Source organism: Bradyrhizobium sp. BLXBL-03, assembly GCF_051853015.1.
Taxonomy (GTDB): domain Bacteria; phylum Pseudomonadota; class Alphaproteobacteria; order Rhizobiales; family Xanthobacteraceae; genus Bradyrhizobium; species Bradyrhizobium manausense.
In genome coordinates, this window is the sequence record NZ_CP182470.1 from 4455177 (window position 1) to 4470236 (window position 15060).

Here is a 15060-nt window from a genome sequence, read left to right on the forward strand (position 1 = left end):
TCCCGGCACCACTAGTTCCCGCCACAACAAATGTGAGTCGCGGGATTTATTTCAGACGAACGGTCCCGAGCATCTCGGGGGCTGGAGACGAGACGCTCCGAGACCGCCCGACGCACCAAACTCAACCCGGCACGCCGGTTCATATCCTTCTGCTCGGAATTCAATCCCTCAGTCCAAAAAGATACAGTGTTCTAAATTTAATCGGCCGTTTGGGTGTGGCGTTCTCTAGGGCGATAGATGGTCCTAGGCCCGCCGGTTCGCTGGCGGGCCCCAGCGATCGATCACGCCGCGCATAATTCGGGCGAACATTCTGGCCCAATCGAATGCTTGTTCGCGGGGCACTTGCCCCGGACGTAGCCGTCGCGACTGTAGGTCGTCGAAGTAGAAACAACGACTTCGGCGCCCATCAGCGAAGCGCACCTTGAAGCTTCCGGTGCCGGGCACGGTTTCGTGCTTGATGAGACGGACATCCCGCCATCGAAGCCCGACACCCGCGAGAGTCGAATTATCGATTATTAGTGGTATCTCGGAACGATTGCGAGCTACTGCGCGTCGTGGGTGAGGAAAGCGTTCTCTTGTTGCTCGGAACGGGGGCCATCACCTGTCTGCTGACCGCGTTCTGGGGCTTGCACAAACAAGTATAAGCTGTCCGAGAATCGTTTTATCTTCACCTTAGCCAAACCTCACGGGGGAAGCGGGGAATGGTTAGGCCCGGCGCGCGTTCACCGGACAAGAACCGCGCCGGGCCACGAGCGTTTGATTGTCAGAAATACCGCCGGCCTGCCGTCATCGTCGACCGCATCCCCCGCCAGCAGAGCATGGCCGATAGCGAGATCCCGTCCAGATCCACAGGGCTGAACGAAGGCAATGAGCGCGGCCGACAACCCGATCACGAAAAGGCCGAGCGCAAGCGCCGCCCATACGCGTATATTGGCCCGCAGCAGTGCTGCGACGACCGTGCCGAGGATCCCGAGAAGGACGATTATCGACGTCCTCCTCGGACCCAAGTTTGGCGACACGCGATGGACTGACTGGACTGTCGCCCTGCCAAAACGCGAGGAAATCCGGACTAGTTGGACGTGCCAACACAGGGCGACACTGCGCCGCCCGAACTTGAAAACCGGCGTGCCCGCAAGGGTACCGTGGGTTCGAATCCCACCTTCCGCCATCAGGTTCAATTTCAGCGTCAATAATTCTGTCTAATTGGCTGAATTAACTGGAGTTTGATCCGATCTAGGTCAACTTCAATTCCAGGTGGATGGCATCGGGATCCCAGCCCTTTGCGCGCACGAATCCAAATCTATCGAAGAGGCGGAGCATGGCTGCATTCTCGGGGAGCACCTCTGCCGTCAGTTCGCCCAGCCTGGCGTCGCGCGCCAGCGCGATCAGGTGACGCAGGAGCAGGCCACCGATGCCGCGCCCCTGCCAGGCGTCGATCACCATGAAGGCCATTTCGGCGCGGCCTGGCTCTGCGACGATGTAGCGACCGCCGCCGACGATGCCCGCATCGTCCACGCAAGCGACCAGCGCGACATGGTGCTCGAAATCGATCTCCATGAAGAAGTCGCGCTCCCTGTCCGAAAAATGCTGCTTCGGGACGAAGAACCGACGCCGCCGCGACTGCGCGCTGGTCTGTCCCAGCGCCGCGAGCATCTCGACCTCGTCCTCAGGATGGAGCGCCCGAATTTCGACGGACGTGCCGTCGCGCAACGTGTCCCGGCGCGTGTAGCTCGCGGCATCGATCATCGGTGTCTCGCTGCGTTCGTGAGGCGGAGACGACGACCGTCGTCCGCATCCGGCGATCAGGCTGGTGACTGCGGCGGAACTGCTTGATCTGGATCAAGCCGGCTGCACGAGCGGAGCCGCTACGCTGAGCAGGCTCCTGAGCACACAGGCACCGCGCTTGAAGACAATTCGACAAGTTCTGACGACCGACGGCGTCATCCAGCTCGTGATCCGGCTCGGATTGCTCGGACTGCTGGTGGCGTGGACCTTCCTGATCATCAAGCCGTTCGTGCCAATCCTGACGTGGAGCGCGGTGCTGGCGGTGGCGTTCTATCCGGCCTTCAGCTGGCTCGCCAAAATCCTCGGCGGCAGCCCGCGTATCGCGGCGGCCATTCTCACCGTGATCATGCTCGGTATCGTCATCGGCCCCGCGGCGTGGCTGGGCTTGAGTGCCGTCGACGGGATCAGGGACATCGCAAGCCAGATCAGTGCTGGCGAACTCGCGCTGCGGGCCGCACCTGAGCAGATCAAGAGCTGGCCCTTGATCGGCCAGCAGCTCTACGATTTCTGGAATCTGGCCTACACCAATGTCCGTGCGGTGCTGCAGGAGGTGACGCCGTATCTGAAGCCGCTTGCTGGCTTCATGCTGTCCTTCGTCGGCAGCGCCGGCATCGGCACGCTTCAGTTCCTGCTGTCGGTGCTGGTCACCGGGCTCCTCTTTCCCTACGGCCCGCAGCTTGCCGGTGCGATCCGCGGTTTCCTGTTCCGGATCGTGCCGGAACAGAGCGAGCATTTTCTGGAGCTTTCCGGCGCCACCATCCGCGCAGTGTCGCAGGGCGTGATCGGCGTTGCGATCATCCAGGCGTTGCTCGCCGGCATCGGCTTCAAGCTCGCCGCCATTCCGAGCGCGGGCTTGCTCGCTATCCTCGTTCTATTGTTGTCGATCGTGCAGATCGGCGCGGTCATCGTTCTTCTCCCCGTGGTCATCTGGATCTGGATGGACAAGGACATGACTGCAGCACTGCCGCTGACGATATTCTTCGTGGTCGTCGGCCTGCTCGACAACATCCTGAAGCCATTGGTGATGGGGCGCGGGCTGACCACGCCGACGCTCGTGATCCTGATCGGGGTGATCGGCGGAACGCTCGCGCATGGGATCATCGGGCTCTTCATCGGGCCGATCATCCTGGCGGTTGCCTGGGAGCTTGCGGCCGCCTGGATCCGCATCGAGCGGGCCGCGCCGGTGCCGGACGTTGTTGCCGACCGTTGACCCAAATCAACGTCGACGATTGCAGCGCCTCTTCGATGGCTGTTCGGCGCCCTTCAGAGGGCGGTCGATGCCGGAGAGGGGCGTCGGCTGTCCGGGACAGCTTGCGCGATTGAGGTCTGGTCGAACCCTATGCTGTTGCAATTGACGGTCGGCGCGCTGATCAGCGCGGTCAACATCGGCATTCACGCACTTGTTACGCTCGTCGCCGTCGCAATTGCCCGCAGCGCAGGCCTTCGCAAGGTCGAGCGGCCAAGATTGCACCTGATGGGCGTGATGGTTGCGACCGCGGCGGTTCTGAATGTCGCGCATGCGCTGGAAGTCCTGATATGGGCATGGACCTATGCCCTCGTCCGGGCCGTGGCCGCTCCCGAGAGCGACCTCGTCTATTTTGCTTTCGTCAACTACACGACGCTTGGCTATGGCGATATCACGCCGGTGCGTGAATGGCGGCTGATCGGGCCGCTGACCGCGATGAACGGCGTGCTGCTGTTCGGCTGGTCGGCCGCAATCCTGTTCGAGGTCTTGCGCAAGACGCTCGACCACGTCGGACTGATCAAGGACGATGTCGTCAGAGGAAAGGAACACGTGCCGTGAACGCGACCGGCAGCGTCCCGTGCGGGCCTGGCTCGTACAAGCACCTTTGGTGGCGCAAGCGGAGCTGAGGCCAGATGCCCAATTTCGTGACATCCCGCTGGGTTGCCGATTTCTTGTTCGGTTTTGGCGCGCTGTTTGCGATCATCAATCCTTACGGACTGGCCTTCATCTTCCTGGACCGGACGAGAGGCCTCTCTGAGGACGAGCGCGCGGATCTTGCGCTGCGCGTTGCCGGATACGCCTTCGCTGTTTTGTTAGCCTCGCTATTTCTCGGCAGCCAGATTCTGAACTTCTTCGGCGTGACCATACCAGCGCTGCGGATTGCCGGGGGCCTCGTGGTCGCCGCAACCGGCTGGTCGATGCTCAACGCCACGTCCGGTGCGGCCGGCCCCCACGCGGAGGCGACCGCCGATCTTGCAACCATGAAGCGCATGGCGTTCTTTCCGCTGACGATCCCGCTCACGACAGGACCTGGAACGATAGCAACCGCCATCGCCATCGGAATAAGCCGGACCGACAGCCTGGATGCAATGTTTGGATCGTCGATCGTTTCGCTGGCGGTTGCCCTCGCCGTGACCGCGGCAATATACCACGCCTACCGCAAGTCGAGCGCGATGGCGCGCCTGTTCGGAGAGGAGGGCACCAGCGTGGTTACCAAGCTGTCGGCGTTCCTCCTGCTCTGCATCGGTGTGCAGATCATCATCACCGGGACAACGGACGTGGCGCGGACGATCCTGGATGGTGCTTCGCACACCGTCCATGAGCGACTTCCCGTCAGGTCAAGCCGGTAGATCGAGGCTTGCAAGCTGGTGCCGGTCCAGCAGCACGATCTGACGCTGTGTGTTGCCGATAAAGCCGATGATGCCGAGCTCGTGCAAACGCGACAAGGCGCGTGAGACGGTCTCCAGCGTCAAGCCGAGATAGTCGGCGATATCGCGCCTCGACATGGGCAGCGCCATGACACTTGCCGCGGTCAGCCGCCTGTCCATCTCGAGCAGGAACGCCGCAACGCGCTCCAGCGAGGTCTTGCGCCCGAGCAGCAGCATATGATCTTCCGCATGCTGCAGGTTGTTCGTGGTCATGCTGAGCAGGTTCCTGGCGACCATCGCGTCATTTTCGGCGACCAGTTCGAGGCTCTGCCGCTTGACGAGACGTACTGTGGTATCGACGATCGCCTCGGCCGTGAATCTGTGCTCGCTGCCATTCTCCAGCCCAAAGATATCGCCGGTGAGATGAAAGGCGCCGATCTGCCTGCGACCGTCCGACAGCAGCTTGTAGCTCCGCACAGCCCCGGACTTGACCTGATAGACATATTCGGCGGGTTCTTTCTCGCCGTAGACTTCAGCGCCTTTCTTGTAGGAAAATTCGCTCAGGCTGACCAGCGCAGTTGAAGAGCTGGTCATGCCGAGGTCGCGGAGTGAATTGGGGCGCGGGGCGGAATCAGTGGTGATGCGAACGAACATAGGCCAACTCCTCAGCTCTACGCCGAATTGGTCCGTCGGGCAGAAAATCTCGTCGCAGGAGATGCGGCCGCGCTATCCCATTCCCGCTGAAGTTGATTTACGACTAACGCGGTATTCCCAACCATTGTCCCAAGGTACATGGTACCCCTGGACCGAATGGACTTACTTGCGCGGATTGAGAAGTCCTTTGCCGCCTCCGGAAGGGATCTCGTGAGGAAGCACATATTTTGATTTTCGTTCAATTTGCCGAATATCGCTTCGGTCATTCATTCGTCATCGTTGAACTCCGCGATAGGTGAAGAGTGCCCGGCCTGGTCCACGTAGTTGATGACGACGCATCGTTCCGGACGGCGATAGAACGCCGGCTGAAGCTCGCCGGCTATGATGTCGCGACCTATGCATCGGCGCAGGACCTGCTGGACGCCGCGCCAGGTGACGATCAGCCCGGATGCATTCTGCTCGACGTGCGGATACCGGGACTGAGCGGCCCCGAATTACAGAGCCGGCTGGTAGCATCGGGCTCGACGCTGCCCATCATCTTCCTGACCGGACATGCCGATACGGCAACCACGGTGCGGACGATCAAGGCCGGAGCGGAAGACTTCCTGACCAAGCCGGTCTCGTCAGAGTTGCTGCTTGACGCGATCGAACGCGCGCTGGTGCGGCAGGACGCGGTGCGAAGTCAACGTGGCAAGCTGGAGGTATTTCGCGCGCACCTCGCCAGGCTGACCCAGCGTGAACGACAGGTGTTTGATCTCATCGTCCGCGGCAAGATCAACAAGCAGATCGCTTATGAACTGGGGACGACCGAGCGGACCGTGAAGGCCCACCGCCACCAGGTGATGGAGAAGATGCAAGTTCATTCGCTTGCAGAGCTTGTTTCGATCGCGGAACGGCTTGGATTGCTCGATACGAAGGGCGATTAGCTCTCTGATCGCGCCGGGATCGTGGTTTGCGGCAACGGGACTGCCCCAAGGGACAATATGAAAGTTCGTGGGGCGGTGCTGCCATGCGAGCGTCGCGCTACAATAGTGCCGGCCCGAGAGGTCGCTCCCTTGCCGTCCCGCGCAACAGTTTTCGTCGTCGATGACGATCCTTCGATGCGGACCAGCCTTAGCAGGCTGCTTCGTGCGCACGGGTTCGTTGCGACGCTGTTCGACTCAGCGAACGCCTTGCTCGATCAGGGCAGGTTCGAGGAGGCGATCTGCATCGTGCTCGACATCAATCTTGACGGAAAGTCCGGCATTGAGCTGCGGCTCCGACTGGCAGGGCAGGGGGTTGTCGCGCCGGTCATCTACATCACCGGCAATGACAGCGCGGCAAATCATGCCGCTGCGATCGCATCAGGCTGCGTTGCATACCTGACAAAGCCGTTCTCGGCGGAAGCGCTGATCGCCTCGGTGATGCGTGCATCGGCCGCCTGATCTGCCAGACCCTTCATTCGTCGACATATTGCTCCAGCGTTTTCGCCGGTGGGCCCTTGTGAACCGAGGCGAAATTCGCGAGCGGCACCGACGTCGTCATTGCCAGCAGGTTTGAATCGACGACCTCGAGCACCAAGGCCTGTCCCACATCCATCTCTTTGATGATCCTCGGCGGTGCAACGTCGGCCGCGATACATGCGTTGGTCAGACACCAGCTATAGGGCACGCGGACGGCCTTGCCACGATCGACGCTTAGAGTCGCCGGCTGCTGAAGATACATGCCGACGGGAACGAAGATTTGTAGTCGGGCCGCCGAGCTGTCTTCGCGCTCGATCAGGTCGATACGCACGGCCATCTGGCCGGTCGGGAACGTTCCAGTGATCGACGTCCGGCACAGGGTCGGCGCACCGCCGGGCTTGAAGCAGAGCTTCTGCCAGTCGCCATAGGTAATATCCTTGGCCTCCCGCTGGCCGCGGGCGGCGAATTCGGCGGCCGTGTCGCTGTCTGCCTTCTTCGGCGCCGAGTTGGCTGAAGACATCACCGCGCCAGCGACCAGGGCCAGAACGGCAGTCAACGGAACGTTGGGCATGGCTGTCTCTATTTCTGCGCGTCGAGGAACTTGGCCACCAGTGGCGTCCAGAGCGGAATCGCGTCCGGCGAGCCGATGAAGAAGTGGCCCTCGTGGCCGAATGGCGGCATCAAATGGTACTCGGCCTTGCCGCCGGCGGCCGTGAACGCATCGCGCATCCGCTTTGACAATTCGGGGCCGAAGAACGTGTCGTTCTCGATGTAGATCCAAAGCATCGGCACGCGCGAGGTGCTGCCGAAATCGGCGGTCGCTTCCACCAGCTTGTCAGGCGCACAGTTGTTGTTGGGCTTGCCACCGACACGGCCGCCGCGGCCGGCGGCGAAGGTGATGATCGCCTTCACCGGCGGCGGGTTCAGGCTCGACAGGGCGATCGCCGCCCAGCCGCCGGCGGATTGCCCGACCACGACGACGTCTTTCGGAATGACGCGTTTCTCGGCCGCCATGTAGTCGATGATCCAGAGGTCGACTTGCGCGACTGCGAGCCCGGCATCGTGGAAGTTTGGGTTGATGCAGTTGCCGATCTTGGAGAAGAACGGGCCGTACAGCGCCCGTTCGGGAACATCGATCGCGGCGGCGCCATAGCCGCTTCCGACCGGCGCCACCACCAGATTGCCGCGCTTGGCGAACCATTTGGCGGCGTCGCGGAATTCGACCAGCGGAAAGAAGCTACGATCGGTCTCATTCAGCGAGACGCCATGGTTCATGATCACCAGCGGGAAGGGACCGTCACCAACCGGTCGGACCAAGTAAGCGAACATTGGCAGCGGCAGCGGCAGAGCCCAGATCTCCTCCTGGATCCGTACGTCGTCCTCGGCATGCCCGCGCACCGCAAGGACGAGAAGGACAAGGACGGCAGTCATGAACCGGCGGAGGATTGCAGCCAGGGGACCCATCATGCCCTCCGTCATCCCGAATACGTGGCGGCGACGACGATCGGACCGAGCACCGTCAGCACGACGTTGCCGACCGCATATGGCACTGCAACGCCAAGCACCGGCGTCTTGCTCTCGGCAACATCGCAGGCACCGGTCACGGCGGCATCCACCGTCATGGCGCCGGCCAGCGCGCCGCACGTCACGACCGGGTTCATCCGCAGCACGTAGTAGGCGACCAGCGTTCCAACCGTCATCGGGACGAGGGTGACGACCACGCCCATGCCGACGAGGAGCAGGCCATGGGCCTGGATCGCCGACCAGGCAGCGAGGCCGTTGCCGAGGCCAATCGCCGCAATGAAACCGCCAAGGCCGATATCACTCAAGGTCTGCTGGGCGGCTGGCGGCATCGCGCCCATGGTCGGCCTGCGCGAACGCAGCCAGCCGCAGACCAGGCCCGCAATCAACGCGCCACCTCCGCCGCCGAGCGTCAGCGCCACGCTGCCAACCTTGAGGCTGGCGAGGCCGGCCAGAAGACCGACGGCAATGCCGGCGGCAAGAAAAGCAATATCTGTGCGATCGCTCGTGTTGAGGGCAGAACCAACCTGCGCCGTCGCCCGCGCGATATTGCCGGTGCTACCGACCAGCGTCATGACGTCGCTGACATAGACGCGCGTATCGGGCCCGAGTGGCACTTCGCGGCCCATCCGCGTTAGGGCGCGCAGGAAGACGCCGCGCGCGCTATCGCCGACGATGTCGACCACCTCGCGGAGCGACCTGCCGTGCAGCTTGCGATTCTCTACGAGCACCTCGACGACGTTGCCAGGCAGGTTGCGCAACAATTCGTCGGCATCGATTTCGGTGCCGATGACCGGCTTGGCGGCGACGATCGCTGCGGTCGGGCCAGTCAGGACGATGTCGTCACCATTTTCGAGCACGACGTCGCGATGCGGCCCGACATCAGCGCCTTGGCGGACGATCCGCTCGACGACGGTACGTCCGCCGATCTCGGCTTCAATGGCTTCGACGGTGCGGCCGGCGGCGGCCGAGACGCGATAGGCCCGTGCCTGGAATTTGCGGTAGGAGAGATTATCCGTCTTCGCGGGGACGCCACCGGCAAGCTCGGTCTCGAGTTTCTTGGCCTCCGCCTTGAGGTCAACCCGCATCAGCCGCGGCGCGACGAATGGGACGAACAGCAGCGTCAGGATGTAGCCGAGCACATAAGTAACAGCATAGCCGGCCGCGATATTGGCTTCCTGTTGCTTCAAGATGTCGGGTGCGAGGCCGAGCTGCGCCAGCGCGCCCGACGCGGTGCCGATCACCGAGGACTGGGTCAGCGCGCCGGCGGTGAGGCCCGCGGCGGTGCCGGTATCGAGCTTGAGCAGGTGTGCAAAGATGAGCACGAGCACGAGGCCCGTTGCGCCGATCACCAGCGACAGCGCGACCTGCGCCAGTGTCCGGACGCTCAAGGAGGCAAAGAACTCCGGCCCGGACCGGTAGCCGATCGTGAAGACGAACAGGCTGAACAGGATCGCCCGCAGGATCGGTGGAAAGGAGAAGGAGCCGAGCTGTCCGATCAAGACAGCGACAACAAGGATACAGGCGGTGGTGCCGATCGAGAATCCGCTGATCTTGATCCGCCCCAGGATGGTGCCGATGGCAATCGCCAGCAGCAGGAAGATTTCCGGTGCGGTGACGATGATCCACCTGACGGTTTCCATGGTCGACGTTCCCCGGCGCTTTTGCCGCGATTTGATTTGCTGCGGGAGGAGATTGCTTGATCCAGATCAAGCCCCGGCGAGGACGCGGCGGGGTCTATGAAACGATGAAGGATTTACGCGCCGTATTGTCGACATGAGCACCTTGAACATTGCCGCCGGCGCGGTCCGCCGCGACGAAACGGTCGAGATTGTCCTGCTGCTGGCCTTCGCCGGCGGCTTCATCGATGCTTACACATGGATCATCCACGGCGTGTTGGCGAACGCCCAGACCGCCAACGTGATCTTTCTCTGGGTCAACGCCATGGCCGGCGATTGGACCAAGGCACTGCATTTCGTGCCGCCCATCCTGGCCTTCACCGCAGGCATCGTCATGGCCGCCTGGCTGCGCCGCGTGGCCGGCGAGCGGGCCAGTGCGCTCAGCGTCCTGGTCGAGATAGTCTTCTTGATCGTGATCGGAATCTTGCACAACAGGTTGCCGGATGTTGCCGGAACGCTCGGCATTTCCATGGTCGCGGCCATGCAATCGGCCATATTCATCAAGGTCGAAGGCGCAGCCTGCAGCACGGTCATGATCACCGGCAACATGCGTCAGACCATTGAGAACATCTTCGCGGTCGCCTACGGAGGTGCCCCGCTGGGGACGCTGCGCAAGTCGGCCATCTTCTTCGCGCTATGCGCAGTGTTCGGCTGCGGCGCAGCCGCCGGGGCTTTCGCGACCGAGACCATTCCCAGCCTCGCGCTCGGCATTCCCGTGGTCGCACTCCTGATTGTCCTGTTGCGCTGCGAAGCCACACCACGCGAGGTGGTCACATGAATGCGCCATCCGAATCGAAATGGACGCGGTTCTTTCCACCGGCCGGCTGGCTTGCCGCCTATCGTCGCGAATGGCTTCCCTCCGATGCCGTCGCCGGCGTCACACTCGCCGCTTACGCCATTCCGGTCTCGTTGGCCTACGCCGCACTTGCCGGCCTGCAGCCGCAGATCGGTGTCTATGGCTATATGCTCGGCGGCATTGGTTATGCGTTGCTGGGGACTTCGCGGCAGTTGGCGGTTGGCCCGACCTCGGCGATCTCGCTGATGATTGCCGCGACCGTCGGCACGCTCGCCGGTGGCGATGCCGTGAAGTATGCGCAGATCGCAAGTCTCGCGGCTTTCGGCGTTGCAATGCTCTGCTTCATCGCCTGGCTGTTCAAGCTCAGCGTGCTGGTCCGGCTCGTTAGTGACAGCATCCTTGTCGGATTCAAGGCGGGGGCGGGGCTCACCATCATCATGAGTCAGTTGCCGAGCCTTTTCGGCGTCGCCGGCGGCGGGCACAATTTCTTTGACCGTGCCTTCAAGCTGGTCGGTCAACTCGGTCATCTCGATCTCCTGGTGCTCGCGATCGGTGCTGTCGCCCTCCTGCTGCTTCTGCTCGGCGAGCGGCTATGGCCTGGCAAGCCGGTCGGTATCACCGTGGTGGCGCTTGCGATCGTGGTGGCGACGTTATCAGGCTTGCCGGGCCTCGGTGTGCCCGCTACCGGGAAGATCCCGGAAGGGCTCCCGGCGCTGGGCATGCCGACGTTCGGCCTGCTTGAGTTCGACGAATTGTTTCCGCTCGCCGCCGGCTGCGTGCTCTTGGCTTACATCGAGGGCGTTTCGGCGGCGCGGAGCTTTGCTGTCAAGCACGGCTATCCGCTCGACGTCCGTCAGGAGTTCTTGGGGCTCGGCGCCGCGAACCTCGCGGCCGCCTTCGGCCATGGCTATCCCGTCGCCGGCGGCTTGTCGCAATCGGCGGTCAATGACAGCGCCGGTGCGCGAACGCCTCTGGCGCTCCTCATCTGCTCGGTCACGCTTGGGCTCTGTCTTCTGTTCTTCACGGGGCTGCTGACCAACCTGCCCAAGGCGGTGCTCGCGGCCATCGTCTTTGCCGCGGTGTACAAGCTGGTCGATATCCGTGCGCTGGTGCGGATGTGGCAGGTGAGCCGGATCGACTTCTATGCTGCGTCGATCGCCCTGATCGCTGTGCTGTTCCTCGGCATCCTCCAGGGTGTCCTGCTGGCCTCGATCGCGTCGATCTTCCTGCTGCTGGCGCGCGCCTCGCGGCCGAACGTCGCATTTCTCGGCCGCTTGCCGGGCAGTGGCCGCTATTCGGACAGTGCGCGGCATGCGGATGTCGAGCCGCTCGCTGGAATCATCGCGTTTCGCCCCGAGGCGTCGCTGCTCTACATCAACGCGGAAACCATCCTGGATGCAGTCCTGACCGCGCTGCGAAGTTCGCCGGGCATCCATCTGGTTGCCTGCGACCTTTCGGCGTCGCCCACGATCGATCTGGCGGGCGCGCGCATGCTGCACGATCTCTACGACGAGCTTGCCGCACGCCGAGTGGGCCTCTGCATCGTCGGCGCGCATGCGCAGCTTCGTGACCTCCTGCGCGCCGAGGGGCTCAGTGAGAAGACCGACAGCAGTCAGTGGCTGCGCTCGCTCGACAGCGTGCTCGGCGAAAGCACAGGGGGTCCGGCTCAGCGAACGGCTTGACGAGCTTGTTGCAATGCGAACGGCATAGCGCCTGCCGAGAATGCGCGCGACCGTTGACTTGGATCAATGGAGCGACAGGCGCGCAAAGCACGATCCCGCATCACCTTTTGCCTGTCAGGATCGGGAGAGACATATGTCCAAGGACACCAAGGCGGCGCAGAAGCGCATCGACCAGTTCTTCTCCGGTCCCGGCGCGCGGGCGGACGATTGGCGTGATCTGGTCGAGGCTGCCAAAGTCTGGGCGCGCGGCGGCGATCGCGCTTCCTATGACGAGGCGCTGGCCAGTCTGTCGGTGACGGAAGAATTCCACGGCTATCCCGGCCTGCAATTGATGGCGGCCCTGCGCGAAGCAGCATCGTCAGGCGATGCGGCCGCGTCGCGGTCGCTTGCGACCCGGATCACTCAGGCGTTGGCCACGCGATCGTTCCGCCAGCATGCCGGTGATTGGAATGCGAAGGATGACGGCAATGGCGATGCGCCCGAACTGATCTCGCCCACCTTCGCCGGGCATAAGGCGCGCCGACCCTATTTCGAGACTTTGATCGTCACCGGCATATCGTCCAGCCAATGGCCGGCTCTCGCGGCCGAATGGCGCAAGCTGCGCCGTCCGGAGGATGGCTTCATCTACGAACCCGTCATCGTCGGAAGTCTGGAAGACGCGTTCTGCGCGACCATGCTCAACCCGAATCTGGGGGCTGTCGTCATCAACGAGGGCTTTGGCCTTCGTTCGCGGCACGACGCGCCGGTCCTCCGTTCGCTAACGGCCATGGCCGGCCTCAAGGATGAATCCGATGCGTCCGCCTTGCGCCTCGCCCAGATCATCAACCGCGTCAGGCCAGAGCTCGACATCTACATGATCTCGAATCGGGACGTCGAAGAGCTTGCCGGCAATCCTGAAACCAATGTCGTTCGCCGGATTTTCTACTCGGTGGAAGAGCTGTTGGAGCTGCATCTGTCGATTCTCGAAGGCATCCAGGATCGCTACGACACGCCGTTCTTCGACAATCTCAAGAAATACGCGCAGCGCCCCATAGGCACCTTCCACGCGCTGCCGATCGCCCGCGGCAAGTCGATCTTCAAATCCGACTGGATCCGCGACATGGGCGAGTTCTACGGTCCGAACCTGTTCCTGGCCGAGAGCAGCGCAACCACTGGCGGTCTCGACAGCATGCTGGAGCCGACTGGCAACATCAAGAAGGCCCAGGAAAAGGCGGCGAGGGCGCTTGGCGCCGACCGCGTATTCTTCGTCACCAACGGCACCTCGACCTCGAACAAAATGGCGGTGCAGGCGCTGCTCGCGCCGGGCGACATCGCGATCGTCGATCGCAACTGCCACAAGTCGCACCATTACGGCATGGTGCTCGCCGGTGCGCAGCCGCTCTATGTCGAAGCCTTCCCGATGACGGAATATTCGATGTATGGCGCGGTGCCGCTGAAGACGATCAAGCAGGCGCTGCTCAACGCCAGGGCCGAGGGCCGGCTCGATCGCGTCAAGATGCTGGACCTGACCAACTGCACCTTCGACGGCCACATCTACAACACCCGCCGGGTGATGGAGGAATGTCTCGCCATCAAGCCGGACCTGATCTTCCTGTGGGACGAGGCCTGGTTCGGCTTCGCGCGTTTCTCGCCGTTCCTGCGCCGCCGCACCGGCCTCGGCGCCGCCAACGAGATCGAGGCGTGGATGCGCGATCCGAAGTCGGTCGATGCCTATGAGAAGCAAAAGGCGCAGCTCGGCAAGAACCCGACCGATGAGGTGCTGCTCAGCACAAGGCTCGTTCCCGATCCGCGCCAGATTCGCCTGCGGGTCTACCAGACCAACTCGACCCACAAGTCGATGTCGGCGATCCGACAGGGTTCGATGCTGTCGGTCAAGGACGTCGAATTCCACACGGTCGAGCAGCAGTTCAAGGAGGCCGTGTTCACGCATGCCTCCACCAGCCCGAACCAGCAGCTCATCGCCAGCCTCGACATCTCGCGGCGGCAGATGGAGCTGGAGGGCTATGGGCTCGTCGCCAATGCGATCGAGATCGCGCTGGCGATCCGCCAGGCGGTCAACAACAATCCGCTGCTCTCAAAATACTTCCGCATCCTCGGCGCCGACGCCATGGTGCCGGCGCAATACCGCCAGAGCGGCTTCACGGATTTTCTCGCTCCCGGCGTGAACTGGGCGAATACGCTCAAGAGCCTGGATGAGGACGAGTTCTGCCTCGACCCGACCCGCATGACGCTGGTGTGCGGCATGGCCGGCTATGACGGTACCCAGTTCAAGGGCATTCTGGCCAACGAGTACAACATTCAGGTCAACAAGACCTCGCGCAACTCGGTCCTGGTCCAGTCCAACATCAACAACACCCGCAGCGACGTTGCGCATCTCATTCGGGTTCTCGCCGAGATCGCAAGCGAGGTCGACCGCGGGCTGGTGCAGGGCGGCGAAAACGCGCGCAAGACCTTCGAGGCGCGCGTCAAGAGCCTGATGAAGGACGTGCCTGACTTGCCGAACTTCTCCCACTTTCATCCGAGCTTCCGCGGGGATTCCGGCACCAAGACCAACGAGGGCGACATTCGCAGCGGCTTCTATGCCGCCTACGACGTCGCGGGCTGCGAGCATATCCGCCTCAACGATCCCGAAATCGACCGTCGGCTGAAGGCCGGCCCCGAGCTGGTCTCGGCGAACTTCGTGATCCCGTATCCCCCGGGCTTCCCGATCATGGTGCCCGGCCAAGTCATCACCCAGGAGACCATCGACTTCATGCGCAAGCTCGATGTGAAGGAAATCCATGGTTACGACGCCAAGGAAGGGCTCAAGCTCGTGCGCACCGAAGCCTTGGCGAAGATCGGCCGGCCCAAGCCCGGCGCGCAGCCGAAGCTCAAGGCGGCTTCATAAG

Annotated in this window: 14 protein-coding genes and 1 tRNA gene; 10 read left to right on the plus strand and 5 right to left on the minus strand. The window is 62.7% G+C overall.

Features of this window, described 5'->3' with window-relative positions; translation table 11 throughout:
* Positions 1-701: 701 nt before the first annotated feature.
* The gene (locus ACNJX9_RS21455; RefSeq protein ID WP_439404071.1) at positions 702-1031 is read left to right on the plus strand and encodes a hypothetical protein; all 330 of its coding nucleotides are present in this window, start codon (positions 702-704) and stop codon (positions 1029-1031) included.
* A 27-nt stretch (positions 1032-1058) separates the two neighbouring features.
* Positions 1059-1168 (plus strand) — tRNA-OTHER (locus ACNJX9_RS21460).
* A gap of 65 nt (positions 1169-1233) precedes the next feature.
* Here the strand turns inward: ACNJX9_RS21460 and ACNJX9_RS21465 are convergent.
* Positions 1234-1746 carry a GNAT family N-acetyltransferase gene (locus tag ACNJX9_RS21465; RefSeq protein ID WP_439404072.1) on the minus strand — a complete coding sequence of 171 codons (513 nt, stop codon included), beginning with the start codon at positions 1744-1746 and terminating at the stop codon, positions 1234-1236.
* Between the two features lie 157 nt (positions 1747-1903).
* Between ACNJX9_RS21465 and ACNJX9_RS21470 the strand changes: the two genes are divergently transcribed.
* The 3 genes from ACNJX9_RS21470 to ACNJX9_RS21480 all read left to right on the plus strand — a co-directional run bounded on the left by ACNJX9_RS21470 (position 1904) and on the right by ACNJX9_RS21480 (position 4380).
* Entirely contained in the window at positions 1904-2995 is a 1092-nt protein-coding gene (locus ACNJX9_RS21470; RefSeq protein WP_439404073.1) for an AI-2E family transporter, read from the plus strand.
* Between the two features lie 129 nt (positions 2996-3124).
* The gene (locus tag ACNJX9_RS21475; RefSeq protein ID WP_057755165.1) at positions 3125-3589 is read left to right on the plus strand and encodes a potassium channel family protein; all 465 of its coding nucleotides are present in this window, start codon (positions 3125-3127) and stop codon (positions 3587-3589) included.
* 74 nt (positions 3590-3663) lie between these two features.
* Complete coding sequence (locus tag ACNJX9_RS21480; protein WP_439404074.1) at positions 3664-4380, plus strand: MarC family protein; 717 nt, start codon at positions 3664-3666, stop codon at positions 4378-4380.
* Here ACNJX9_RS21480 and ACNJX9_RS21485 read toward each other — a convergent pair.
* Entirely contained in the window at positions 4369-5052 is a 684-nt protein-coding gene (locus tag ACNJX9_RS21485) for a helix-turn-helix domain-containing protein (protein WP_057755158.1), read from the minus strand. The genes ACNJX9_RS21480 and ACNJX9_RS21485 overlap by 12 nt on opposite strands.
* 302 nt (positions 5053-5354) lie before the next feature.
* On the opposite strand from ACNJX9_RS21485, the gene ACNJX9_RS21490 reads away from it, so the two are divergent.
* A complete protein-coding gene (locus ACNJX9_RS21490) occupies positions 5355-5978 on the plus strand; it encodes a response regulator transcription factor (protein ID WP_439404075.1) in 624 nt (207 codons plus the stop codon).
* A gap of 57 nt (positions 5979-6035) precedes the next feature.
* Positions 6036-6476 (plus strand): response regulator, encoded by a 441-nt coding sequence (locus ACNJX9_RS21495; RefSeq protein WP_439404076.1) that lies wholly within the window; start codon positions 6036-6038, stop codon positions 6474-6476.
* 13 nt (positions 6477-6489) lie between these two features.
* On the opposite strand, the gene ACNJX9_RS21500 is transcribed toward ACNJX9_RS21495, so the two are convergent.
* The 3 genes from ACNJX9_RS21500 to ACNJX9_RS21510 are packed head-to-tail and all read right to left on the minus strand — an operon-like array spanning position 6490 to position 9658.
* On the minus strand, positions 6490-7065 hold the full coding sequence (locus ACNJX9_RS21500) for an invasion associated locus B family protein (RefSeq protein WP_439404077.1): 576 nt from the start codon (positions 7063-7065) through the stop codon (positions 6490-6492).
* Between the two features lie 8 nt (positions 7066-7073).
* Positions 7074-7925, minus strand: coding sequence for a dienelactone hydrolase family protein (locus tag ACNJX9_RS21505; protein WP_439410097.1), 852 nt, complete (start codon positions 7923-7925; stop codon positions 7074-7076).
* 44 nt (positions 7926-7969) lie between these two features.
* Positions 7970-9658, minus strand: a complete 1689-nt coding sequence (locus ACNJX9_RS21510; protein ID WP_439404078.1) for an aspartate:alanine exchanger family transporter — start codon at positions 9656-9658, stop codon at positions 7970-7972.
* A gap of 133 nt (positions 9659-9791) precedes the next feature.
* On the opposite strand from ACNJX9_RS21510, the gene ACNJX9_RS21515 reads away from it, so the two are divergent.
* The 3 genes from ACNJX9_RS21515 (at position 9792) to ACNJX9_RS21525 (ending at position 15059) form a co-directional block, all read left to right on the plus strand.
* Positions 9792-10472, plus strand: coding sequence for a YoaK family protein (locus tag ACNJX9_RS21515; RefSeq protein WP_439404079.1), 681 nt, complete (start codon positions 9792-9794; stop codon positions 10470-10472).
* Entirely contained in the window at positions 10469-12172 is a 1704-nt protein-coding gene (locus ACNJX9_RS21520; protein ID WP_439404080.1) for a SulP family inorganic anion transporter, read from the plus strand. Before ACNJX9_RS21515 ends, ACNJX9_RS21520 begins: the two co-directional genes overlap by 4 nt.
* 133 nt (positions 12173-12305) lie before the next feature.
* Positions 12306-15059: a decarboxylase gene (locus ACNJX9_RS21525; RefSeq protein ID WP_439404081.1), complete on the plus strand. Its 2754-nt coding sequence runs from the start codon at positions 12306-12308 to the stop codon at positions 15057-15059.
* The last annotated feature ends 1 nt before the right edge of the window (position 15060 follow it).

Bases quoted from the DNA above. Each gene is read 5' to 3' on its own strand.
- ACNJX9_RS21455 (WP_439404071.1), top strand. From the start codon at position 702: ATGGTTAGGCCCGGCGCGCGTTCACCGGACAAGAACCGCGCCGGGCCA.
- ACNJX9_RS21465 (WP_439404072.1), bottom strand. From the start codon at position 1,746: ATGATCGATGCCGCGAGCTACACGCGCCGGGACACGTTGCGCGACGGC.
- ACNJX9_RS21475 (WP_057755165.1), top strand. From the start codon at position 3,125: ATGCTGTTGCAATTGACGGTCGGCGCGCTGATCAGCGCGGTCAACATC.
- ACNJX9_RS21480 (WP_439404074.1), top strand. From the start codon at position 3,664: ATGCCCAATTTCGTGACATCCCGCTGGGTTGCCGATTTCTTGTTCGGT.
- ACNJX9_RS21485 (WP_057755158.1), bottom strand. From the start codon at position 5,052: ATGTTCGTTCGCATCACCACTGATTCCGCCCCGCGCCCCAATTCACTC.
- ACNJX9_RS21495 (WP_439404076.1), top strand. From the start codon at position 6,036: ATGAAAGTTCGTGGGGCGGTGCTGCCATGCGAGCGTCGCGCTACAATA.
- ACNJX9_RS21500 (WP_439404077.1), bottom strand. From the start codon at position 7,065: ATGCCCAACGTTCCGTTGACTGCCGTTCTGGCCCTGGTCGCTGGCGCG.
- ACNJX9_RS21505 (WP_439410097.1), bottom strand. From the start codon at position 7,925: ATGACTGCCGTCCTTGTCCTTCTCGTCCTTGCGGTGCGCGGGCATGCC.
- ACNJX9_RS21510 (WP_439404078.1), bottom strand. From the start codon at position 9,658: ATGGAAACCGTCAGGTGGATCATCGTCACCGCACCGGAAATCTTCCTG.
- ACNJX9_RS21515 (WP_439404079.1), top strand. From the start codon at position 9,792: ATGAGCACCTTGAACATTGCCGCCGGCGCGGTCCGCCGCGACGAAACG.
- ACNJX9_RS21520 (WP_439404080.1), top strand. From the start codon at position 10,469: ATGAATGCGCCATCCGAATCGAAATGGACGCGGTTCTTTCCACCGGCC.
- ACNJX9_RS21525 (WP_439404081.1), top strand. From the start codon at position 12,306: ATGTCCAAGGACACCAAGGCGGCGCAGAAGCGCATCGACCAGTTCTTC.